The sequence below is a fragment of the Rhodococcus sp. LMD genome, from assembly GCF_056108245.1.
This window is the reverse complement of sequence record NZ_CM148557.1, coordinates 3,453,182-3,472,134: the sequence shown is the minus strand read 5'-3', so window position 1 is coordinate 3,472,134 and position 18,953 is coordinate 3,453,182. Positions and strand designations below refer to the sequence as shown.

At 72.4% G+C, this 18,953-nt stretch carries 15 protein-coding genes; 6 read left to right on the top strand and 9 right to left on the bottom strand.

Annotated features, from left to right (window positions below; genetic code table 11):
• Positions 1 to 35: 35 nt before the first annotated feature.
• The 5 genes from ACWPQI_RS16020 to ACWPQI_RS16000 form a co-directional block, all read right to left on the bottom strand.
• Complete coding sequence (locus tag ACWPQI_RS16020; protein ID WP_010594803.1) at positions 36 to 830, bottom strand: DNA-formamidopyrimidine glycosylase family protein; 795 nt, start codon at positions 828 to 830, stop codon at positions 36 to 38.
• A complete protein-coding gene (locus tag ACWPQI_RS16015; RefSeq protein WP_474738391.1) occupies positions 830 to 5,347 on the bottom strand; it encodes an ATP-dependent helicase in 4,518 nt (1,505 codons plus the stop codon). Before ACWPQI_RS16015 ends, ACWPQI_RS16020 begins: the two co-directional genes overlap by 1 nt.
• A gap of 68 nt (positions 5,348 to 5,415) precedes the next feature.
• Entirely contained in the window at positions 5,416 to 5,973 is a 558-nt protein-coding gene (locus ACWPQI_RS16010) for a hypothetical protein (protein ID WP_010594801.1), read from the bottom strand.
• Between the two features lie 44 nt (positions 5,974 to 6,017).
• Positions 6,018 to 7,388, bottom strand: a complete 1,371-nt coding sequence (locus ACWPQI_RS16005) for an FAD-binding oxidoreductase (protein WP_167522881.1) — start codon at positions 7,386 to 7,388, stop codon at positions 6,018 to 6,020.
• Positions 7,385 to 8,929: an AMP-binding protein gene (locus tag ACWPQI_RS16000; RefSeq protein WP_342659532.1), complete on the bottom strand. Its 1,545-nt coding sequence runs from the start codon at positions 8,927 to 8,929 to the stop codon at positions 7,385 to 7,387. The genes ACWPQI_RS16005 and ACWPQI_RS16000 overlap by 4 nt, the downstream gene beginning before the upstream one ends.
• Before the next feature lie 138 nt (positions 8,930 to 9,067).
• Between ACWPQI_RS16000 and ACWPQI_RS15995 the strand changes: the two genes are divergently transcribed.
• Genes ACWPQI_RS15995 through ACWPQI_RS15985 form a run of 3 tightly spaced genes read left to right on the top strand, consistent with a single transcriptional unit; the run spans position 9,068 to position 10,861 of the window.
• Complete coding sequence (locus ACWPQI_RS15995; RefSeq protein WP_010594798.1) at positions 9,068 to 10,036, top strand: hypothetical protein; 969 nt, start codon at positions 9,068 to 9,070, stop codon at positions 10,034 to 10,036.
• 22 nt (positions 10,037 to 10,058) lie between these two features.
• Positions 10,059 to 10,430: a hypothetical protein gene (locus ACWPQI_RS15990; protein ID WP_010594797.1), complete on the top strand. Its 372-nt coding sequence runs from the start codon at positions 10,059 to 10,061 to the stop codon at positions 10,428 to 10,430.
• Complete coding sequence (locus tag ACWPQI_RS15985; protein WP_010594796.1) at positions 10,427 to 10,861, top strand: pyridoxamine 5'-phosphate oxidase family protein; 435 nt, start codon at positions 10,427 to 10,429, stop codon at positions 10,859 to 10,861. The genes ACWPQI_RS15990 and ACWPQI_RS15985 overlap by 4 nt, the downstream gene beginning before the upstream one ends.
• A gap of 10 nt (positions 10,862 to 10,871) precedes the next feature.
• Here ACWPQI_RS15985 and ACWPQI_RS15980 read toward each other — a convergent pair whose 3' ends face one another.
• Positions 10,872 to 12,032 (bottom strand): DUF4429 domain-containing protein, encoded by a 1,161-nt coding sequence (locus ACWPQI_RS15980; RefSeq protein ID WP_010594795.1) that lies wholly within the window; start codon positions 12,030 to 12,032, stop codon positions 10,872 to 10,874.
• On the bottom strand, positions 12,029 to 13,534 hold the full coding sequence (gene amaB / locus ACWPQI_RS15975; RefSeq protein WP_010594794.1) for an L-piperidine-6-carboxylate dehydrogenase: 1,506 nt from the start codon (positions 13,532 to 13,534) through the stop codon (positions 12,029 to 12,031). Before amaB ends, ACWPQI_RS15980 begins: the two co-directional genes overlap by 4 nt.
• Before the next feature lie 36 nt (positions 13,535 to 13,570).
• Between amaB and ACWPQI_RS15970 the strand changes: the two genes are divergently transcribed.
• Both ACWPQI_RS15970 and lat read left to right on the top strand, forming a co-directional pair.
• Positions 13,571 to 14,020 (top strand): Lrp/AsnC family transcriptional regulator, encoded by a 450-nt coding sequence (locus ACWPQI_RS15970; RefSeq protein WP_010594793.1) that lies wholly within the window; start codon positions 13,571 to 13,573, stop codon positions 14,018 to 14,020.
• Between the two features lie 66 nt (positions 14,021 to 14,086).
• Complete coding sequence (gene lat / locus ACWPQI_RS15965) at positions 14,087 to 15,430, top strand: L-lysine 6-transaminase (protein WP_017679599.1); 1,344 nt, start codon at positions 14,087 to 14,089, stop codon at positions 15,428 to 15,430.
• A gap of 80 nt (positions 15,431 to 15,510) precedes the next feature.
• Here the strand turns inward: lat and ACWPQI_RS15960 are convergent, their stop codons facing one another.
• Positions 15,511 to 17,448: a sensor histidine kinase gene (locus ACWPQI_RS15960; protein WP_474738390.1), complete on the bottom strand. Its 1,938-nt coding sequence runs from the start codon at positions 17,446 to 17,448 to the stop codon at positions 15,511 to 15,513.
• Between the two features lie 224 nt (positions 17,449 to 17,672).
• On the opposite strand from ACWPQI_RS15960, the gene ACWPQI_RS15955 reads away from it, so the two are divergent.
• The gene (locus ACWPQI_RS15955) at positions 17,673 to 18,497 is read left to right on the top strand and encodes a tyrosine-protein phosphatase (protein ID WP_010594789.1); all 825 of its coding nucleotides are present in this window, start codon (positions 17,673 to 17,675) and stop codon (positions 18,495 to 18,497) included.
• Between the two features lie 31 nt (positions 18,498 to 18,528).
• Here the strand turns inward: ACWPQI_RS15955 and ACWPQI_RS15950 are convergent, their stop codons facing one another.
• The gene (locus ACWPQI_RS15950) at positions 18,529 to 18,924 is read right to left on the bottom strand and encodes an MmcQ/YjbR family DNA-binding protein (protein WP_010594788.1); all 396 of its coding nucleotides are present in this window, start codon (positions 18,922 to 18,924) and stop codon (positions 18,529 to 18,531) included.
• Positions 18,925 to 18,953: the final 29 nt, after the last annotated feature.

Below are 18,953 nucleotides of genomic sequence, written 5' to 3'. Positions count from 1 at the left end.
CGCCGCGCCGGCTCGGCCGGCGGAGCGGGGGCGACTCACCCGTCCTCGCTCCGCGGCTGACAGTGCGGGCACCAGTCGATCTTGCGGTCCGGGTCCCCGGCCGACCCCAGCATCCCGGTGCGGATCACCGTGCCGCACCGGCGGCACGGCTTGCCCGCGCGCCCGTACACCCATGTGCCCCGGCCGGGCCGGCGGTCGCCGGTGGTGATCCGGCTGACACGGTCCCGATTGAACATCAGCAGCCGGTGCGCCAGATCGACCCAGGCGGCCGGATCTCCCGCGTCCGCAACCGGAGTCGCCGGGTGTACGCCCCGCAGGAAGCACAGTTCGCACCGGTACACGTTGCCCACCCCGGCCATCACCCGTTGATCGAGCAGCGCCAGACCGACGGGGCGGCCCGGGTCGCGCGCCAGGTTCGCCGCCGCGACGGCCGGGTCCCAGTCCGGCCCGAGCAGATCCGGGCCCAGGTGTCCCACGGCCTCCGCCTCGCGGTCGCGGTCCAGGACCTCGACGGTGCCGAGATCGAAGCCGACGGCCTCGGCGTCCGCGACCGCCAGCACGATCCTCGCGTGGTATCCCTGACGGCGCCAGCGCGTCCCGGGTGGGTGGACGTCCCACACTCCCTCCATCTTCAGGTGGGTGTGGACGGTGTGTGCACCGGCGCGGATCAGCAGGTGCTTGCCGCGCGCGAGCACCTCCTCGACCACGGTGCCGGTGAGGTCGACCGTCGCGTACCGGGGCACGCGGATATCGCAGCGCGTCAACGGCTTTCCCGCCAGTGCGCCGCGCAGGAGAGTGGCCGCCCGGAAGACGGTGTCGCCCTCGGGCATCAGGCCCTCAACCGGAAGCCGCGCGGGGTGGCCGAGAAGCCGGCCTCGGCGAGGAACTCGGCGAACGAGTGGCCGTGGATGGAACTGCCGTCGACCTTCTCGACGACGAGAGTGTCCAGGCCCCCGCCCTTGACCGTCCCGGCCAGCGACGTGCACGCGCCGCGGAGAGTTCCCGGGTCGTCGCTGAACGTCAGCACCGTGCGGCCGCCGCGTTCGACGAACAGTCCCAGTTCGCCGTCGACGAGTACGACGAGTCCGCCGGCCTTGCGGCCGGGACGGTGCCGCGGCGAGTCCTCGGGGGCGGCCGACTTGGGCCACGGCAGGGCCGCACCGTACGGATTCGCCGGGTCGCAGGCGGCCAGGGTCACCGCCGGGGTGTCGGTGTGGCGGCCCTCGAGCGATTCGCCGTAGGACCGCAACCGGTCCACGACCTCCGGCGTCGAGAACTGGGCACCGCCGAGCGTGTCGACGAAGTAGCCGCGCCGGCACCGACCGGTCTCCTCGAACCGGCTCAGCACCTTGTACATCAACGCGAAGCCGCCCGGCACGCCCTCGGCGACGACCGCGCCGCGGGTGACCACGCCGTAGCGCTCGAGCAGCAGGTCCGCGGTGGCGTGGGTGCGCACCGTCGGGTCGGTTTCCCGTTCGGGCAGCAGCGACCACCGGCCGCCGACCGTCGGGGGCCCGCTTCGGCTCGGCAGTGCCGGACGTCCGCGGTACATCCGGGCGCGCGGGGCCCGCCGGGGCGTGCGATGCGCGGGGGTGGCGCGTGAGGTGTCGCCGACGAGGGCGCGCAACGCGGCCGGCGCGTCGCCCGAGACGAGTCCGGCCCACACGAGATCCCAGAGAGCCGAGGAGGTTTCCGCGTCCGTGGTGCCCAGGGCGTCGGTGAGCTGGCGGAAGAAGTACGCCCCGCCGCCCGCGAGCGTGTCCAGGATGCCGTGATGGACGTCGGTCCTGTCGATCTCGGCTGCCGGTGCGAGGGTCAGCGGAGCAGTGTCGGCCAGGTGCAGCGAGACCCAGCCGTCCTTGCCGGAGATCTGCCCCGAGCCGGCCCACACGACTTCGCCCGTCGTGGTGAGTTCGTCGAGCATCGTCGGGGAGTAGTCCCGCACCCGGGGGGCGAGGATCAGCGGCTCGAGTGCGCTCGCCGGCACCGGCACCCCGGCCAGCTGCTCGACGACCGTGGCCACTCCGTCCACTCCGCGCAGGCCGCCGCCCACGTGCTGCCACGCCGGCAGGAACCGGCCGAGGGTGGCGGTCCCGACGGGTTCGACCTCCTGTCGTGCCGCAGCGAGCGACCGTCGGCGCAGCCGCCGCAGTACCTCGGTGTCGCACCACTCCGCGCCCGTCGCGCCGGGGCGGAACTCTCCTGCGCTGACCCGTTTCTCGGCAGCCAGCCGATGCAGCACGTCCTGCACCACCGCGGTGCCGAGTCCGAATCCGGCCGCCGCCTCCGCCGCGGTGAACGGGCCGTGGGTGCGGGCGTACCGGCCGATCAGGTCGCCCAGCGGATCGGGCACCGGCTCGACGAACGCCGTCGGCACGCCGATCGGCAACGGGACCCCGAGGGCGTCCCGGAGACGTGAGGCGTCCTCGATGGCCGACCACCGCTCCCGGCCGGCGAAGGACACCTTCAGCACCCGGCGCTGTGCGTCGAGTTCGTCGAGCCAGGCGGCCGGATCGGCGGTGGTGCGCTCGGCGATTTCGGCGTCGGTGAGGGGGCCGAGCAACCGGAGCAGGTCCGCGACACCCTCGGCGTCGCGGGCTCTGCGGTCGGGGGCGAGGTGCTGCAGCTCGAGCTCGGCCCGGGCGATGACGTCGGCGTCGAGCAACTCGCGCAGCTCCACCCGGCCGAGCAGTTCGGCGAGCAGGGTCGAGTCCAGGGACAGGGCCGCGGCGCGCCGCTCGGCCAGGGGACTGTCGCCTTCGTACATGAACGCGCCGACGTAGTCGAACAGCAGCGAGGTCGCGAACGGCGACGCGGTGGCCGTCTCGACCTCCACGATCCGGACCTGCCGCCGGGCGACACGGCCGAGCAGGTTCCGCAGCGCAGGCAGGTCGTAGACGTCCTGGAGGCATTCCCGCACCGTCTCGAGCAGGATCGGGAAGGTGGGGTAGCGACGCGCCACGTCGAGCAGCTGGGCCGACCGCTGACGCTGCTGCCACAGCGGCGCCCGCTTGCCGGGATTGCGGCGGGGCAGCAGCAATGCGCGCGCCGCGCACTCCCGGAAGCGGGACGCGAACAGTGCCGAGCCGCCGACCTGCTCGGTGACGAGGTCCTCGATCTCGTCGGTGTCGAAGGCGAAGACCTCCGCCCCGGGCGGGGCGTCCTCGGTGTCCGGGAGCCGGACGATGATGCCGTCGTCCGACGCCGTGGGTGCGGCCTCGACGCCGTACCGGTCGAGCAGTCGCGCGCCCACGGCGAGTGCCCACGGTGCATGCACCCGCATCCCGTACGGGGAGTGCAGCACCAGGCGCCAGTCGCCGAGTTCGTCGCGGAATCGCTCGACCACCAGGGTGCGGTCGGTGGGCAGCTGCCCGGTGGCGGTGCGCTGCTCCTCGAGCAGCCGGGTCAGGTTCGCGGTCGCGTTGTCGTCCAGGCCGCCGCGACGGCACCGGGCGGCGGCGTCCTCCGGATCGGCGTGCCCGAGTTCGCGCACGAACGCCCCCAGGGCGGCGCCGAGTTCGGCCGGGCGGCCGACCCCGTCGCCGTGCCAGAACGGCAACCGGCCGGGCTGTCCGTAGGCGGGGGAGACCAGCACCCGGTCGAAGGTGATCTCCTCGATGCGCCAGCTCGTCGCGCCGAGCGCGAACACGTCGCCCACCCGGGACTCGTACACCATCTCCTCGTCGAGTTCCCCGACGCGCGTGGCCTTCTCGCCGACCATGTACACGGTGAACAGGCCGCGGTCGGGGATCGTGCCGCCCGAGGTGACGGCCAGCCGCTGCGCGCCGGGCCGGCCGGTGAGAGTGCCGGCGGTGCGATCCCACACCACCCGGGGCCGCAGCTCGGTGAACTCGTCCGACGGATAGCGCCCGGCCAGCAGGTCCAGCGTCGACTCGTACGCCGAGCGCGGCAGCGTCGCGAAGGACCCGCTGCGCCGAACCGTGTCGAACCACTCGTCCACGTCGACCGGCTCGAGCGCGACCGCGGCGACGGTCTGCTGTGCGAGCACGTCCAACGGGTTGGCCGGGACCTGCAGAGCCTCGATGTGCCCGCCCACCATCCGTTCGACCGTGACCGCGCAGTGCACCAGGTCGGTGCGGTGCTTGGGGAACAGCACCCCGCGGGAGACCTCGCCGACCTGATGGCCCGCCCGTCCGACGCGCTGCAGGCCGCTCGCCACCGACGGGGGCGCCGAGACCTGGATCACCAGGTCGACCGCGCCCATGTCGATGCCGAGTTCGAGGCTCGAGGTCGCGACGACGCAGCGCAGCCGCCCGGATTTGAGGTCGTCCTCGATCAGGGCCCGCTGGTCCTTGCTCACCGAGTCGTGGTGGGCCCGCGCCAGCAGCGGTTGTGCGCCGAACGCGACCTCGGTGGGCGCCCCGAGCTGCGCCGGGGGCCGCGGCCGGTGGTCCACCGCCTCGCCCTCGCGTTCGGCGTGGATCTCGTTGAGCCGGGCCGTCAACCGCTCGGCGAGGCGGCGGGAGTTGGCGAACACGATGGTGGAACGGTGCGCGACGATGAGGTCGACGATCTGCTCCTCGACGTGCGGCCAGATCGACCCGGCCTGCGGGACCGCGGGCATCCCGTCGTCCGACAGTTCCGGCTGTACGCCCAGTTCGGTCATGTCCTCGACGGGCACCCGCACCGTCAGATCCCACGTCTTGGCCGACGGCGGGGCGACGATGCGGATCGGCGCCGCCCCGGCGAGGAACCGGCCCACCTCCTCGTGCGGGCGCACCGTCGCCGAAAGGCCGATCCGCTGCGCGGGCCGCCCGAGCAGCACGTCGAGCCGTTCGAGCGAAAGCGCAAGGTGGGAGCCGCGTTTCGTGCCGGCGACGGCGTGCACCTCGTCGACGATGACGGTCTCCACCCCGGCGAGCGTCTCGCGCGCCGCGGAGGTGAGCATGAGGAACAGGGACTCGGGGGTGGTGATGAGGATGTCCGGCGGGGTGCGGATCAGGGCGCGCCGGTCGGTCGCCGACGTGTCGCCCGAACGCACGCCGACGGTGATCTCCGGCGGCTCGAGGCCGAGCCGGCGCGCGGTCTGGGTGATGCCGACCAGCGGCGAGCGCAGGTTCCGTTCCACGTCCACCGCGAGGGCCTTGAGCGGGGAGACGTAGAGCACCCGCGTGCCGGGGTGCCCGGCCGGGGTGGCCGCGAGGCGGTCGAGCGACCACAGGAACGCCGAGAGCGTCTTGCCCGACCCGGTCGGGGCCACCACCAGGGTGTGCGCGCCGGTCGAGATCGACTCCCAGGCCCCGAGCTGCGCGGCGGTCGGGGCCTCGAACGCGCCCGCGAACCACTGCCGGGTGGGCTCGGAGAATCGGCTCAGGACATCGGTCACCGTTCCATGGTGCACCGCCGGTACGACACCGCGGGCACCTCGCGGGTTCCGGACCCGGGTACCCGGCGTCAGTCGGCCAGCGCGAACCGCGCCAGCTGGGCGCAGTGGTGCGACGCCCAGCGGCACCTGCCGGTACGCATCACGCGGCCGACGAGTGCGGCAGCGGCCGGCTCCCACGGCATCGCGGCGAACTGCGCACGGCTGGCCGGCTCGCCGGACCAGCCGATCGACACGATGGGTCCGTCGAGCCGGAACCGCAGCTCCGAATGCGTTGCCGCGAGCACTTCCACGCTCGTGCCGGCCGTCGCCTCGAGGTCGTCGACGGCGACGCTGACCCGTCCGCCGAGCCGGCGTGCCTGCGCGGCCGGAGCCTCGACGTACAACCCCGCGGCCTCGATCGCGCCGACGTGCACGCTCACGAGCGGTTCGGTGGAGCCGTCGCGCGGCGGCAGGCACACCACCGACCAGTACTCGCGTTCACTCATCCGCGGGTTGGGTATCGCGGCGCGGACGTAGTCGCGCAGCCACGTCGTCGCCGCGGTGAACTCCGGGTACTGCTCGAACGTCCGGTAGCGGGTGTCGCGCAGCGGCAGACCCGCCGGGGACAAGGGCGTACGGGCGTTCACTGGATCTGGTCCTCGTGCACGCGGTCACCGTACTCGATCTTGTTTCAGAGGATGACGCCCGGATTGAGAATCGAGTCCGGGTCGAGTGCCGCCTTGATCCGCCGGGTCAGGTCCATCACGTCGGGACCCACCTGATCCGGCAACCACGCCTTCTTCAGCCGGCCCACCCCGTGCTCGCCGGTGATGGTGCCGCCCAGCGCGATCGCCAGGTCCATGATCTGCCCGAACGCCAGGTGCGCCCGCGCCGTCTGGTCGGCGTCGGTGGGGTCGTACACGATCAGCGGATGGGTGTTGCCGTCCCCGGCGTGCGCGATCACCGCCACCGTCACCGCATTGCGCTCGGCGATCTCGGCGACGCCCCCGACGAGTGCCGGCAGTGCCGGCAGGGGAACGCCGACATCCTCGAGCAGCAGGCTGCCGGTCCGTTCGACCGCCGGGATGGCCATCCGCCGCGCCGCCGCGAACGCCTCGCCCTCCTCGGGGTCGTCGGTCGAGAACACCTCGTCGGCGCCGGCGTCCTCGCACGCCTTCACCATCGTCGCGATCTCCTGCGCCGACGCCGTACCGGGCGCGTCGGACCGGGCGATGAGCATCGCCTCGGTGGTGCGGTCCAGCCCCATGTGCAGCGCGTCCTCGACCGCGTTGATCGAGGCACGGTCCATGAACTCGAGCATCGCCGGGCGCAACGTCGCCGTGACGGCCAGCACCGCGTCGGCCGCGGCCTGGACCGAGCCGAACGTGGCGACCATCGTCGACGCCGGCGGCTGCGGCGGGAGGAGCCGCAGCGTCACCTCGGTGATGACGCCGAGGGTGCCCTCGCTGCCGACGAACAGCTTGGTCAGCGACAGCCCCGCCACGTCCTTGACGCGCGGTCCGCCGAGCCGCACCGCGGTGCCGTCGGCGAGCACCACCTCGAGTCCGAGCACGTAGTCCGTGGTGACGCCGTACTTCACGCAGCACAGCCCACCGGCGTTGGTCGCCGCGTTGCCCCCGATGGTGCACATCTCGAACGACGACGGGTCGGGCGGATACCACAGCCCGTGCTCGGCCGCGGCCCGCTTGACCTCGGCGTTGAGCAGTCCCGGCTGGACGACCGCCGTGCGGGTGACCGGGTCCACGGCGACCGCCCGCATCCGCTCGGTGCTCAGCACGATCCCGCCCGGGACGCCGCCCGCCCCGCCGGACAGGCTGGTGCCCGCGCCACGCGGCACCACCGGCACCCGGTGCGTGCTCGCCCACCTCAGTGTGGCCTGCACGTCCGCCGTGCGGGTGGCCCGCACGACCGCGCGCGGCACCGCCGCGTCCGGGTCGCGGGCCCAGTCCTGCCGGTACCCGGCGAGCAGGTCCGGATCGGTGATCAGCGCGCCGTCCGGGAGCTGGTCGGCGAGTTCGGCGAGATCGGCGGGCACGGTCAGCCTGCCGGGGTGAGGTAGCGGGCACGCAGCTTGTGCTTGACGAGTTTGCCGGTGGGCGTGCGCGGCAGGTCGTCGGAGAAGTCGATGCTGCGCGGCGCCTTGAAGTGGGAGACGCGCTCGCGGACGAAGTCGAGGAGCTCGCGCTCGACCTCGGGCCCGGGCTCGACGCCGTCGGCGAGCTGGACGACGGCCTTGACCTCCTCGCCCATCTCCTCGTTGGGGACCCCGATCACGGCGACGTCGTACACCTTGGGATGCAGGGTGAGCACGTTCTCCGACTCCTGCGGATAGATGTTCACGCCGCCGGAGATGATGGTGAACGCCGCCCTGTCGGTGAGGTACAGGTAGCGCTCCTCGTCGAGGTATCCGATGTCGCCGCTCGTGGTCCACGTCGGATGGTCGGGATGGGTGGCCTGGCGGGTCTTCTCGGGATCGTTGTGGTACCGGAACGGATGCTCGTCCCGTTCCCACCACACGGTGCCGACCGCGCCGGTGGGTAGTTCGCGGCCCTCGTCGTCGCAGATGTGGACGATTCCCATGACCCCGTCGCGCCCGACCGACCCGGGATGCGCGAGCGCCTGCTGCGAGTCGATGAACGTGGCGCCGGCACCCTCGGTGGAGGCGTAGTACTCGTACACGACCGGACCCCACCACTCGATCATCGCGCGCTTGATCTCCGGCGGGCACGGTGCCGCCGCATGGATGGCGACCTTCAGGCTCGACACGTCGTACCTGCCGCGCACCTCCTCGGGAAGCTTGAGCATCCGCACGAACATCGTCGGGACCCACTGGCTGTGCGTGACCCGGTATCGGTCGATCAGGGTGAGTGCCTCCTCGGGCTCGAACCGGTCCATGAGGATCACGGTGCCCCCGACCGACTGGATGGTGCCGCAGAAGCGCAGGGGGGCAGCATGATAGAGGGGAGCGGGGCACAGGTAGACGGTGTCGGCGTCGAATCCGTACATCGGCGCGAACACCGCCGTGTAGGGATCCGGAACGTCCTGCACCTGGCCCTCGGGCAACTTCGGCTCGATGCCCTTGGGCCGTCCGGTCGTTCCGGACGAGTACAGCATGTCCTGGCCACGCGGCTGCGACTCGAGGGGCGAGGTGTCGAACGCCGCGAGTGCCTCGGAGTAGTCGTCGAAGCCGGGCAGCACACCGCCGTACACGAGCCGTCGGTCCACGTTCGGGTAGGCCTCGGTGCCGGTGTCGATCGCGGTGGCCGCACCGGCCGAGGCGACGAGCACCTTCGCACCGCAGTCGTTCACCACGTACGCGGCCTCGGACGGGGTCAGATGCCAGTTCACCACCGTGATGTACAGGCCGGACCGCAGCGCCGCCCAGTAGACCTCCATGACCCGCAGGTCGTTGTCGGAGATCAGCGCGATGTGATCGCCCGGCTCGAGGCCCGCGGCGCGCAGGTACTTCGCGAGGCGGACGGAGTTCTCGTCGAGCTGCCGGTAGGTGAGCGACTCCCCGGTGGCGGGCCGCACGATAGCGGGCTTGTCGGGCGTCGTGGCGACGAAGTTCCCAGGAAACATGTTCCCTGGTCTACCACAGCTGTGGCCCGGGTCACGTGAGTCGCGCGCCCGCGGTGCCGTCGCTCGACCGGACCGCCCGGCCGGGCGTACCCTCACCCGCACGTGCACGGCACCGCAACACGCGGACGGGAGGACGACGTGGCGCTCGCTCTCGAGAAGGACCGCCTGGTGTTCGAGTTCCCGGAGGTGCATCCCGCCGCCCGCATGGCCGTCTCCTTCCACCGCACCCTGCGGGTGCCGGACGACGGCAACACCTATCCGTTGCCGCCCGGCCTGGGCCGGTTCCCGCTGCGGACCGTCGCCGAACTCGACGAGGCCGCGCTGCCGTCTTCGTGGCGATCCCACGGCGGCCTCGTGATGCCGATGTGGCAGGCGGAGGCGTGCTGGCTCGGGTTCGAGTCCCGGTACCCGTTCCTGGTCAAGGTCGGCGCCGGGGACGTCGACGCGCTCACCGGCGAACCCTGGTCGCCGGAGCCGGACTTCGGACGCGAGGACTATCTCGAGGTGCCGGCGCAACCGTGGCTCGACGGCTACGTCGTGGCGCACGGCCGGGTGCGCCAGTTCGTCGCGATGCCGCTCGGGTCCGGCTACAGCCTCGAGGAGCAACTGCGGTCCGGGCCGGCGCGGGGCGGGATCCGCGTCGCGGCCCGCCCCATGCGGGCGCAGCGATGGGAGGAGCGCGCCGGATTCGACGCCCGGCGCCCGCTGCCCGCCTTCGCGCCGGCCCCGGCGATGGGACTCGGTGCCGGCGGATCCGTCGACCAGGGCGTCGCCACCCCGGTCGAGTCGCACGACGCGTGGGATCTCGACCACCGCTCCGTGGTCGAGGTGCACCTGGTGAACAGCGAGCAGTGGCGCGCGATCACGGACCAGGATCCACCGACCCGGCCCCCGGCCGCGAGCGACTACACGGCGCGCGGCTTCCCGTGGTTCGAACTCTACGACGAGACCGTCGCGCGGCAGGGGGCGGCGCCACTCGCGGACGTCGACACCGTCGCCGACGTCGGGCGCCGGCGGGGAGAGCCGTTGCCCGACAACGAGACCGTCACCGTGCCCGAACCCGTCCGGATCCGGCCGGCCCCGCGCGAGCCTGGCCGTCGCGGATGATCCGACGGTATCGTCTGTCGACATGGGGCGGATCACCCAGCGTGTCGAACCGGAACCGCTTGCCGACTGGCTGATCGGGCACGGTCGCGCGGCGGTCGCCTTCGACGAGGCCGGGTCGGTCACCGCGCTGCCCGCGCGGGTCCGGCGGCGCGACGGCCGGTTGTGGGTCGGTGTGCCGCGGGAATCGGTGCCGCCGTCGGCCGGACTCGATCGGGTCACCGTCCTGCTCGACGACGGCGAATTCTGGTTCGAGCTGCGGGCGGTGAACTGGCGCGGACGCCTGACGCCGGCGGACGCCCCCGACGGTCGGGAGGACCTCGCCTGGTTCGTCTTCACGCCCCGACGCGCCACCGCGTGGGACTACGCGACCCTGCACGAGGAGCGGGACTCGTGAAGGCCGACGACGCCGTCGTGCGCGACTTCCTCGACCGCGCCCGCGTCGCGCGCCTGGCGACCCGCTCACCGAAGGGCGCGGCGGCCCTGGCGCCCCTGTGGTTCGTGCAGGTCGACGGCCGGCTGTACTTCGGCACCGGGCGCGACACCGTGGCGGCGCGCAACGCCGCCGCGAATCCCGACGTCGTCGTGCTGCTCGACGACGGCGAGCGCGGACCGGTCCTGCGGTTGCGCGGCCGGGCCACCGTGCGGCCGGGGGCGCCGCCCGCGGCCGTCACGGCCCGTTTCGGGCGGAAGTACTACCTGGGCGGATGGCGCTCGGAGCTGTCGCACGCGCGGAGCTGGTTCCTGCGTACCCGGTACTACGGGCAGAGCGCGCCGGCCACGATCGTCGTCGAACCGGGAGAGGCCGAGCTGCTGCGGCGGCCCTGAGGGGTGTCCCTCACGACGGCGGTCCGGCGTTCACGGCGGCGACGTGCCGCAGCCAGTCGGCCAGCGCCTGGAACCGCTGCCGATCGGGGTGGTGGAACACCACGGTGTCGGGATCCGTCGGCGCCGGCGCACCGTCCCGCCCGCTGCCCGTCACGATCCGGAGCATGCCGTCGGTCTGCGGCAGCGCCGGACGGAACTGCACGTCGCTCACGTCCCGCAACCGGATCCTTCTGGGCGTCAACGGAACCGGTCCCAGAGCTCGTGCCACGGGACCCTCCCGCAGGATCCACAGCCGGTCGCCCTGCACGACGATCTGCCCGCCCCACCCGTGGTACCGGCGCATCGGCAGCACCGGGTCGGGCGGGTCGGCGACCGGTCCGGGCGCCAGCCGTGGCACCGTCACCGGCGGCCCGTCGAGGACGCGCTCGTCGATCTCGTCGGCCGGGGTCACCGACACCGTCACCTCGGCGGCCAGCCGGGATCCGCTCACCGCGGCCCGTGCGGCGGTGCGCAGCCCCCGCCCGGACAGGTGCGTCACGATCGGCAGCAGACGCGCGCTGGACCGCCGGCCGAGATACCCGCACGGTCGATCGTCCACCCGCACCTCCACCAGCGCGCCGTCCGCCTCGTGCAGGGTGACGAGCAGGGCGTACTTGCCGGGCGGGTCGGCGTAGGGGTGCAGCAGGTCGAAGTGCTGTTCCTCCCCGGTGACCTGCAGGGTGCGACCCGAGGGCAGCAGCGTGTAGGGCACGTCCGGCGGATCGTTGCGGGGCACCAGCCTGGCCGGGGCGCCGAGGCTGACCGTGACGCGCGCGATGATGCGCCCGCTGCGGCCGGGGTCGTCGTTGTAGGTGCCCGCGTCCGCGGCCCAGATGCGGCCCGGCACGGTCGGCAGGTACCCGCCGGCGACGACGCGGCGCAGCACCGGCCCGTAGCGCAGCGCGTCGCCGTCGCCGAGGATCCCGACCGTCAGCCCGTCCGCGCGCACGCTCACGCCGTGCGTCTCCGGCAGCAGGGACACGTCCCTGCGGATCTCGGCGCCGGCTGGGTCGAACGCCGCACCGAGGGTCCGCACGATGTGCTCGGTCCAGGCGAACTCGCCCTCGATCTCGGTGTCGAACCGGTCCGGTCGGCACCCCCACAGCCGATACGGAACCAACTTGTCGCTCAACCGAACTCCACGCCCTGCGCCAGGGGGAGATCGCCGGAGAAGTTGACGGTGTTCGTGGCGCGGCGCATGTACGCCTTCCACGAGTCCGAACCCGACTCGCGTCCGCCGCCGGTCTCCTTCTCGCCGCCGAACGCGCCCCCGATCTCGGCGCCGGAGGTGCCGATGTTGACGTTGGCGATGCCGCAGTCCGAGGCGGCGAGGAAACGCTCGGCCTCACGCTGGTCGGTGGTGAAGATCGACGACGACAGCCCTTGGGGCACCCCGTTGTGCAGGGCGATCGCCTCGTCGAAGTCGTCGTAGGTCAGCACGTAGAGGATCGGAGCGAACGTCTCCTCGCGCACCACGTCCGTCTGCGCCGGCATCCGCACGACCGCGGGCCGGACGTACACCCCGTCGCCGGGGACCTCGACCGGATCGCCGCCCGTGACGAGAATGCCGCCGTCGAGCTCGGCGCGCTCGAGCGCCGCCCGCATCGCGGCGTGGGCACGGCCGTCGATCAGCGGGCCCACGAGCACCCCCTCGCCGAACGGATCACCCACCCGCAGTCCCGAATACGCCTTGGCGATCCGCTCGGTCAGTTCGTCGACGACCGAACGATGGGCGATGAGCCGTCGCAGGGTGGTGCAACGCTGACCGGTGGTGCCGGCCGCGGCGAACACCACGGCCCGCACGGCGAGGTCGAGGTCGGCGGAAGGGCCGACGATCGCACCGTTGTTGCCGCCGAGTTCGAGCAGGCAGCGCCCGAACCGCGCCGCCACCCGGGGCGCGACGATGCGGCCCATCCGGATCGAGCCCGTTGCGCTGACCAGCGCGACGCGGGGGTCGTCGACCAGCGCCTCACCGACGGCGGCGTCGCCGACGAGGACGTGGTGCAGGCCGCCGGGGGCGCCCACGTCGCGTGCGGCCCGTTCGAGCAGGGCGTGGCAGGCCGACGCGGTGAGCGGCGTCTTCTCCGACGGCTTCCACACCACCGGATCGCCGCACACCAGCGCGATCGCGGTGTTCCAGGACCACACGGCGACGGGGAAGTTGAACGCCGAGATCACCGCGACCACCCCCAGCGGATGCCACGTTTCCATCAGGCGGTGGCCGGGTCGCTCCGACGGCATGGTGTGGCCGTAGAGTTGGCGCGCGAGGCCCACCGCGAATTCGCAGATGTCGATCATCTCCTGCACCTCGCCGAGCGCCTCGGAAGGGATCTTCCCGGCCTCGAGCGTGACGAGTTCGGCGAGATCGGACTTGTGCTCGCCGAGCAGTTCCCCGAGCCTGCGGACCAGCCGTCCTCGCACCGGCGCAGGAACCTGCCGCCAGCGTTCGAAGGCCGTGCTCGCCGCGGTGACCGCGGCATCGACATCCTCCGCGCGTGCCGGGTGCAGGCGCGCGAGCTCCGAACCGTCGATCGGGCTGGTGACCGGGTGCGGGCCGTCGAGCGCGGGCGCGCCCGCCCCGCAGCGGCGCAGCGCGGCCACGGCGCGATCGTGGAGATTGCCAGTCGGATTCATCGTCGATGTCCTTTCCGGGTCGGTTAGCCTGCGCTGATGGCGGAAAACTCGAAGGAGTCCCTGGACGAGATCGACCGGCTGCTCATGCGCGAACTGGTGGTGGACGGCCGGGCGACGCTGGCCACGCTCGCCGAGAAGGCCGGGTTGTCGATCTCCGCGGTGCAGTCCCGGGTCCGCCGCCTCGAAGCCCGGCACGTGATCCGCGGATACACGGCGAAGGTAGATCCCGAGGCGCTCGGGCTGATGCTGTCGGCGTTCGTCGCGATCACTCCTCTCGACCCGTCCCAGCCGGACGACGCGCCGGCGCGGTTGCGGCACATCGACGCCATCGAATCCTGCCACTCCGTGGCCGGGGACGAGAGCTACATCCTGCTCGTGCGCGTCGCCTCACCGCGGGCACTCGAACAACTCCTCCAGGAGATCCGCGCGACGGCGAATGTAGCCACCCGCAGCACGGTCATCCTCCAAACATTTTACGAACGATAGCGTGGCTGTGGATCGATCTTCCGGCATGTGACCGTCGAGGGGAGAAATTTGACGTACCCTCGTGGCATGAGCACTGCATTCCGACACCCGGACGGTGCCCGCGAGCTGCCCCCGAGCCGGGTACATGCCGTTCTGCGCGAACATCTGCTGGTGGACGGGTTCGATCTCGTCCTCGACCTCGACCGATCACGGGGGGTGCGGCTCGTCGACCAACGGGACGGCACGGCCTACCTCGACATGTTCGGGTTCTTCGCGTCCTCCGCGCTCGGGATGAACCACCCCGACATCGTCGACGACCCGGCGTTCACCACCGAACTCGCCGCGGCCGCCGCGAACAAGCCGAGCAACTCCGACATCTACACCGTGGCGATGGCCCGGTTCGTCGACACCTTCGCCCGGGTGCTCGGCGACCCGGCCCTGCCGCACCTGTTCTTCGTCGACGGTGGCGGACTCGCGGTGGAGAACGCACTCAAGGCGGCCTTCGACTGGAAGAGCCGGCTCAACGAGGCTCGCGGACTCGGCTCCGACCTCGGGGGCAGCGTTCTCCACCTCTCCGAGGCGTTCCACGGCCGCACCGGTTACACGATGTCCCTCACCAACACGGACCCGGTGAAGACGGCCCGGTACCCCAAGTTCCGCTGGCCGCGCATCGACGCGCCCTACCTGGCCGCCGACCGCGACGTCGAGGCCGCCGAGGCGCACGCACTGCAGCAGGCGCACCGGGCGTTCGCCGAGAACCCGCACGACATCGCGTGTTTCATCGCCGAACCCATCCAGGGCGAGGGCGGCGACCACCACTTCCGGCCCGAGTTCTTCCAGGCCATGGCCGAACTGTGCCGCCGGCACGATGCGCTGCTGATCTTCGACGAGGTGCAGACCGGCGTCGGGCTGACCGGAAGCACATGGGCGTACCAGCAGTTCGGCGTCACCCCCGACATCGTCGCCTTCGGGAAGAAGACCCAGGTCTGCGGCATCATGGCCGGCGGCCGGATCGACGAGATCCCCGACAACGTCTTCGCGGTCTCGTCGCGCCTGAACTCCACCTGGGGCGGCAACCTGACCGACATGGTCCGTGCCCGGCGCATTCTCGAGGTGATCGAGCGGGACCGGCTCGTCGACCGAGCGCGGATGACCGGGGCACATCTGCTGTCCGGGCTGAAGCAGCTCGCCGTCCGCCACCGGCTGGTCGGCGAGCCCCGAGGGCGCGGCCTGATGTGTGCGTTCACCCTGCCCACACCGGCGGTGCGCGACGCCGTGCTCACCCACCTGCGGGTCGACGAGCACGTGCTGATGATCGGCACCGGGCAGCGCGGCATCCGGTTCCGGCCGCCGCTGACGGTCACCACCGCCGAACTGGACGAGGCACTCGACGCCCTGGATCGGGTCCTGGGGACGATCGCGCGGACCTGACGGCCCCCTCGGAGTCGCCGCGGGGCGGCGGAGGTGACCCGCGCGGTGTGCGATCGCGAACCGTCCACCGGGTGTTCCGGTCAGGACCCGGCGTCGACGCGGAACGGCAGGGTGACGTCGACGGTCGTGCCGCCGCCCTCGGGGCTGTCGAGGACGAACTCGCCGCCGAGCGCGGCCGTCCGATCGCGCAGCCCGTCGAGCCCCCCGCCGGGCGTCGGCCGCGCGCCACCGCACCCGTTGTCCCCGATCGTCATACGCAGCATGTCGCCCGTCCGGTGCAGGCCGATCCGGACGACGGTGGCCCCGGAGTGCTTACCGGCGTTGGTGACGGCCTCCGCGCCGATGAGGTACGCGGCGAGTTCGACGGGGGCCGAGGGGCGTTCGCCGAGCGCGTCGTCGATGTCCACGGGCACGGGTGCCCGCTCGGCCAGTGAGCGCAGCGCCGCCGCGAGTCCGCGCTCGGTGAGCACCGCCGGATACACGCCTCTGGCGAGCTCTCGCAGTTCCCGCAGCGCGACGTCGAGTTCGGCGGCACCGTCCGCGAGCAGCCGCCGCAGGGTCGGCTCGTCCCCGGCACGCTGTGCACGGCGCAGCAGCAGCGACGCGGCGACGAGACGCTGCTGCGCACCGTCGTGCAGGTCGCGCTCGAGGCGCCGGCGCTGGACGTCACCGGCCGTGACGATCCGTTCGCGGGAGCGCCGCACCTCGTCGAGCCGGAGCTGCAGGTCCGCGTGCAGCCGCTCGTGCTCGAGGGCCAGGCCGGTGGCGCTGCGGACCGCGGCGAGCAGCTCGGGTTGCGTCTCGAGCGACGGGTCGTACACCAGCGCGCCGACCGGTGTGCCGGCGCGCTCGAGGACGGTCGCCGCCCGGGGATCCGAGCGGCGGGGCAGAGCACGCACCGCACCGTCCGGATCGACGTACGCCGCCCGCTCCGGGACGTACGTCCACAGCACCAGGCTCGGGTCGTGCACGGCGCGTCGGAGCGCGTCGACGAACCCGGCACCGAGCGGCGCGGTGCCGATCTCGACCATCGCGTCGCTGACCGCAGCTCGGGCGAGCCGGTACCGGAGTAGGCCGATCGCGACCGCGAGCGGGAACAACGCCGTGGCCGGGTAGCGCAGGTTGAGCACCCAGGTCGGGGGCGACCAGGGCAGGTTCACCGCGCTGGAGAGCACGGCGAGTGTGATCACCGCCGAGAGGCCGTATGCGACCCTGAGCGGTGCGAATCCCGACCGGTACGCGGGCGACCCCGAACGCCAGCGCACGATCACCACCACCACGAGCGTCACCACGATCAGGAACGCGCAGAACCCGACGACGAGCTGCACGGTCCGCGCGAGGGACGGATCATCGCGCAGGAGAAGTAGATTCGTCGATGTCGACGGGGATGCCGCGGGTGCGGTCCGCGGATCGAAGAACAGCCACTCGGCCACGATGCCGACGGTGGCGAGGATCCAGGCGGCTCCGACGAACAGGCGTTGCCACGGTCGTTCCAGCCGACCGGTCGGGAATCCCACGAGGGCCTGGAGCAGGACGGGTAGGTACAGGTTCGTCGCCACCGCGCCGACGGTGAAGGCCACGGGTTCGCCGGAGCGCCGCAGACCGCCGAGGAACCACAGCAGGCCGGCCATGAGGATGAGAGGACCGGTCAGGTCGTGCGGGCGGGTGTTCCATGCGATCGCCCCGGCCACGACGAACGCCACACCGGCGCCGAGGAACAGCCCCAGTTCGGTCGGCCCGAACACCGGGAGGAACGGGCCCTCGGCGGCGGCGAAGGACTCGCGCGGCCCGAGCAGGAGCGTGCGCGCCGGATCCCGCAGTCCCGTCGGCGACCGGTCCACCGTGGCGGCGATCGCCGCGACCAGCACCGCAGTGACCACGACGAGTAGCTGGATCACTCGTTGCCGCACCCCGGCCTCCTCCCGGACCGTCTCAGTCTCCTCCCGCGTCGGCGTGGGCACCACCGTGCTGGCACGGGACGCCTCCGGTGTCACCACGGTGCCGGAATCCGGTGTCACCACGGATCCGCCGACCGTCTCGGCTGCCGGCGCAGCCGGCATGAGTGCGACTGCCGGCGCAGCCGGCATGAGTGCGGCTGCCGGCGCAGCCGGTACCCGTGTCGATCGATCGGTCGACGAGGGGGCACACACGGACACCGTCACCGGGCTGCCGGAGTTCCCCGGCCGCGCGACGCCGGTGGCACGGTCACGACAGCGTGAACCCACCCCGTTAGGGTGGGCCCATGTCGGACTCCGCCGCCGGTAGCCCTGCCCGAACGCCGGGGCCCGGGCTCGAACCGAAGTCGATCCCCAACCTGCGCGACCTCGGCGGGTGGACCACCGGGGACGGCGCGTCGGTGCGCTGGGGCGTGGTGTACCGCTCGACCGACCTGAGCCGGGTCACCGACGCGGATGCGCGCGCACTCGAAGGACTGGGGCTGACGACGGTCGTGGATCTGCGAACGGCCGCGGAACGGGAGGCGGCGCCCGACCGGGTGCCGGCCGGCGTCCGGCATGTGCCGCTCGACGTGCTCGCCGATCGTGAGCACGGTTCGATCGCCGCACACATGAAGGAGTTGCTGACCGACGCCGCGTTCGCCCGGGAGGTTCTCGGGGACGGCCGTGGCGCCGAGTACCTGCGGGGCAGCTATCGCGACTTCGTGCTGCTGCCGAGCGCCCGGGCGGCGTACCGGACGCTGCTGCGCTCGCTGCTCGTCGAGGACGGGACCCCGGTTCTCGTGCACTGCACCACCGGCAAGGACCGCACCGGCTGGGCCGCAGCCGTGCTGCTGCTGGCGCTCGGTGTGGATCGCGACTCGGTGTTCGAGGACTACCTGCGGACCAACGAGATGCTGCTGCCGGCGTTCGAACCGATTCTCGCCGCGCTCACCGCGAAGGGAGTCGAGCGTGCGGACCTCGAATCCGTTCTCGGCGTCCGCGCCGAGTACCTCGAGGTGGCGTTCGCGACGGCCGAGGACGAATTCGGGTCGTTCGACCGGTACCTCGACGACGGATTGGGGCTCACGACCGCCGATCGGGACCGACTCGGGCAGGCTCTGCTCGGGTGAGATCCGGACCGACGCTACCGCGCGACCCGGATCATCCGACGCGACCGTCCCACTCGCGCACCAGCCTCGCCGGCGCCGTGACCCGGAACGACATGTCGAGCAACTCGGCGATCTCGTCCCAGTCGACGTCGGCCCGCTCCAGATCGAACCCGATCCACCCCGACGGACCGAGGTACGCCGGGTCGTAGGTGTGGGGCTGCCCGAGCAGGGCCTCGCGCTCGGCGGCGTCCGGTTTGACGATCAGCGATCGCGGGAACTGCACGCCCGTGGCCTTGACGGACCCGCCGTACACGGCGAACGCAGTCCTCGTGTAGAAGAACGGCCTGCCGTGCGAGATCTTCTCGGCGGCACCCGGGAAGGTCAGCGCCAGCCCACGTATCCGTGTCAGCAGCGGATCGGCCTCGTCGAACATGACGGGATGCGGCATACGCGCAGCGTACCGTCCGGCGGCGACAC

Excerpts from the sequence above, each read along its gene's own strand:
- ACWPQI_RS15990 (WP_010594797.1), top strand. The coding sequence starts at position 10,059 with ATGGGGCGGATCACCCAGCGTGTCGAACCGGAACCGCTTGCCGACTGG.
- ACWPQI_RS15950 (WP_010594788.1), bottom strand. The coding sequence starts at position 18,924 with ATGCCGCATCCCGTCATGTTCGACGAGGCCGATCCGCTGCTGACACGG.
- lat (WP_017679599.1), top strand. The coding sequence starts at position 14,087 with ATGAGCACTGCATTCCGACACCCGGACGGTGCCCGCGAGCTGCCCCCG.
- ACWPQI_RS15955 (WP_010594789.1), top strand. The coding sequence starts at position 17,673 with ATGTCGGACTCCGCCGCCGGTAGCCCTGCCCGAACGCCGGGGCCCGGG.
- ACWPQI_RS16020 (WP_010594803.1), bottom strand. The coding sequence starts at position 830 with ATGCCCGAGGGCGACACCGTCTTCCGGGCGGCCACTCTCCTGCGCGGC.
- amaB (WP_010594794.1), bottom strand. The coding sequence starts at position 13,534 with ATGAATCCGACTGGCAATCTCCACGATCGCGCCGTGGCCGCGCTGCGC.
- ACWPQI_RS15970 (WP_010594793.1), top strand. The coding sequence starts at position 13,571 with ATGGCGGAAAACTCGAAGGAGTCCCTGGACGAGATCGACCGGCTGCTC.
- ACWPQI_RS16000 (WP_342659532.1), bottom strand. The coding sequence starts at position 8,929 with ATGTTTCCTGGGAACTTCGTCGCCACGACGCCCGACAAGCCCGCTATC.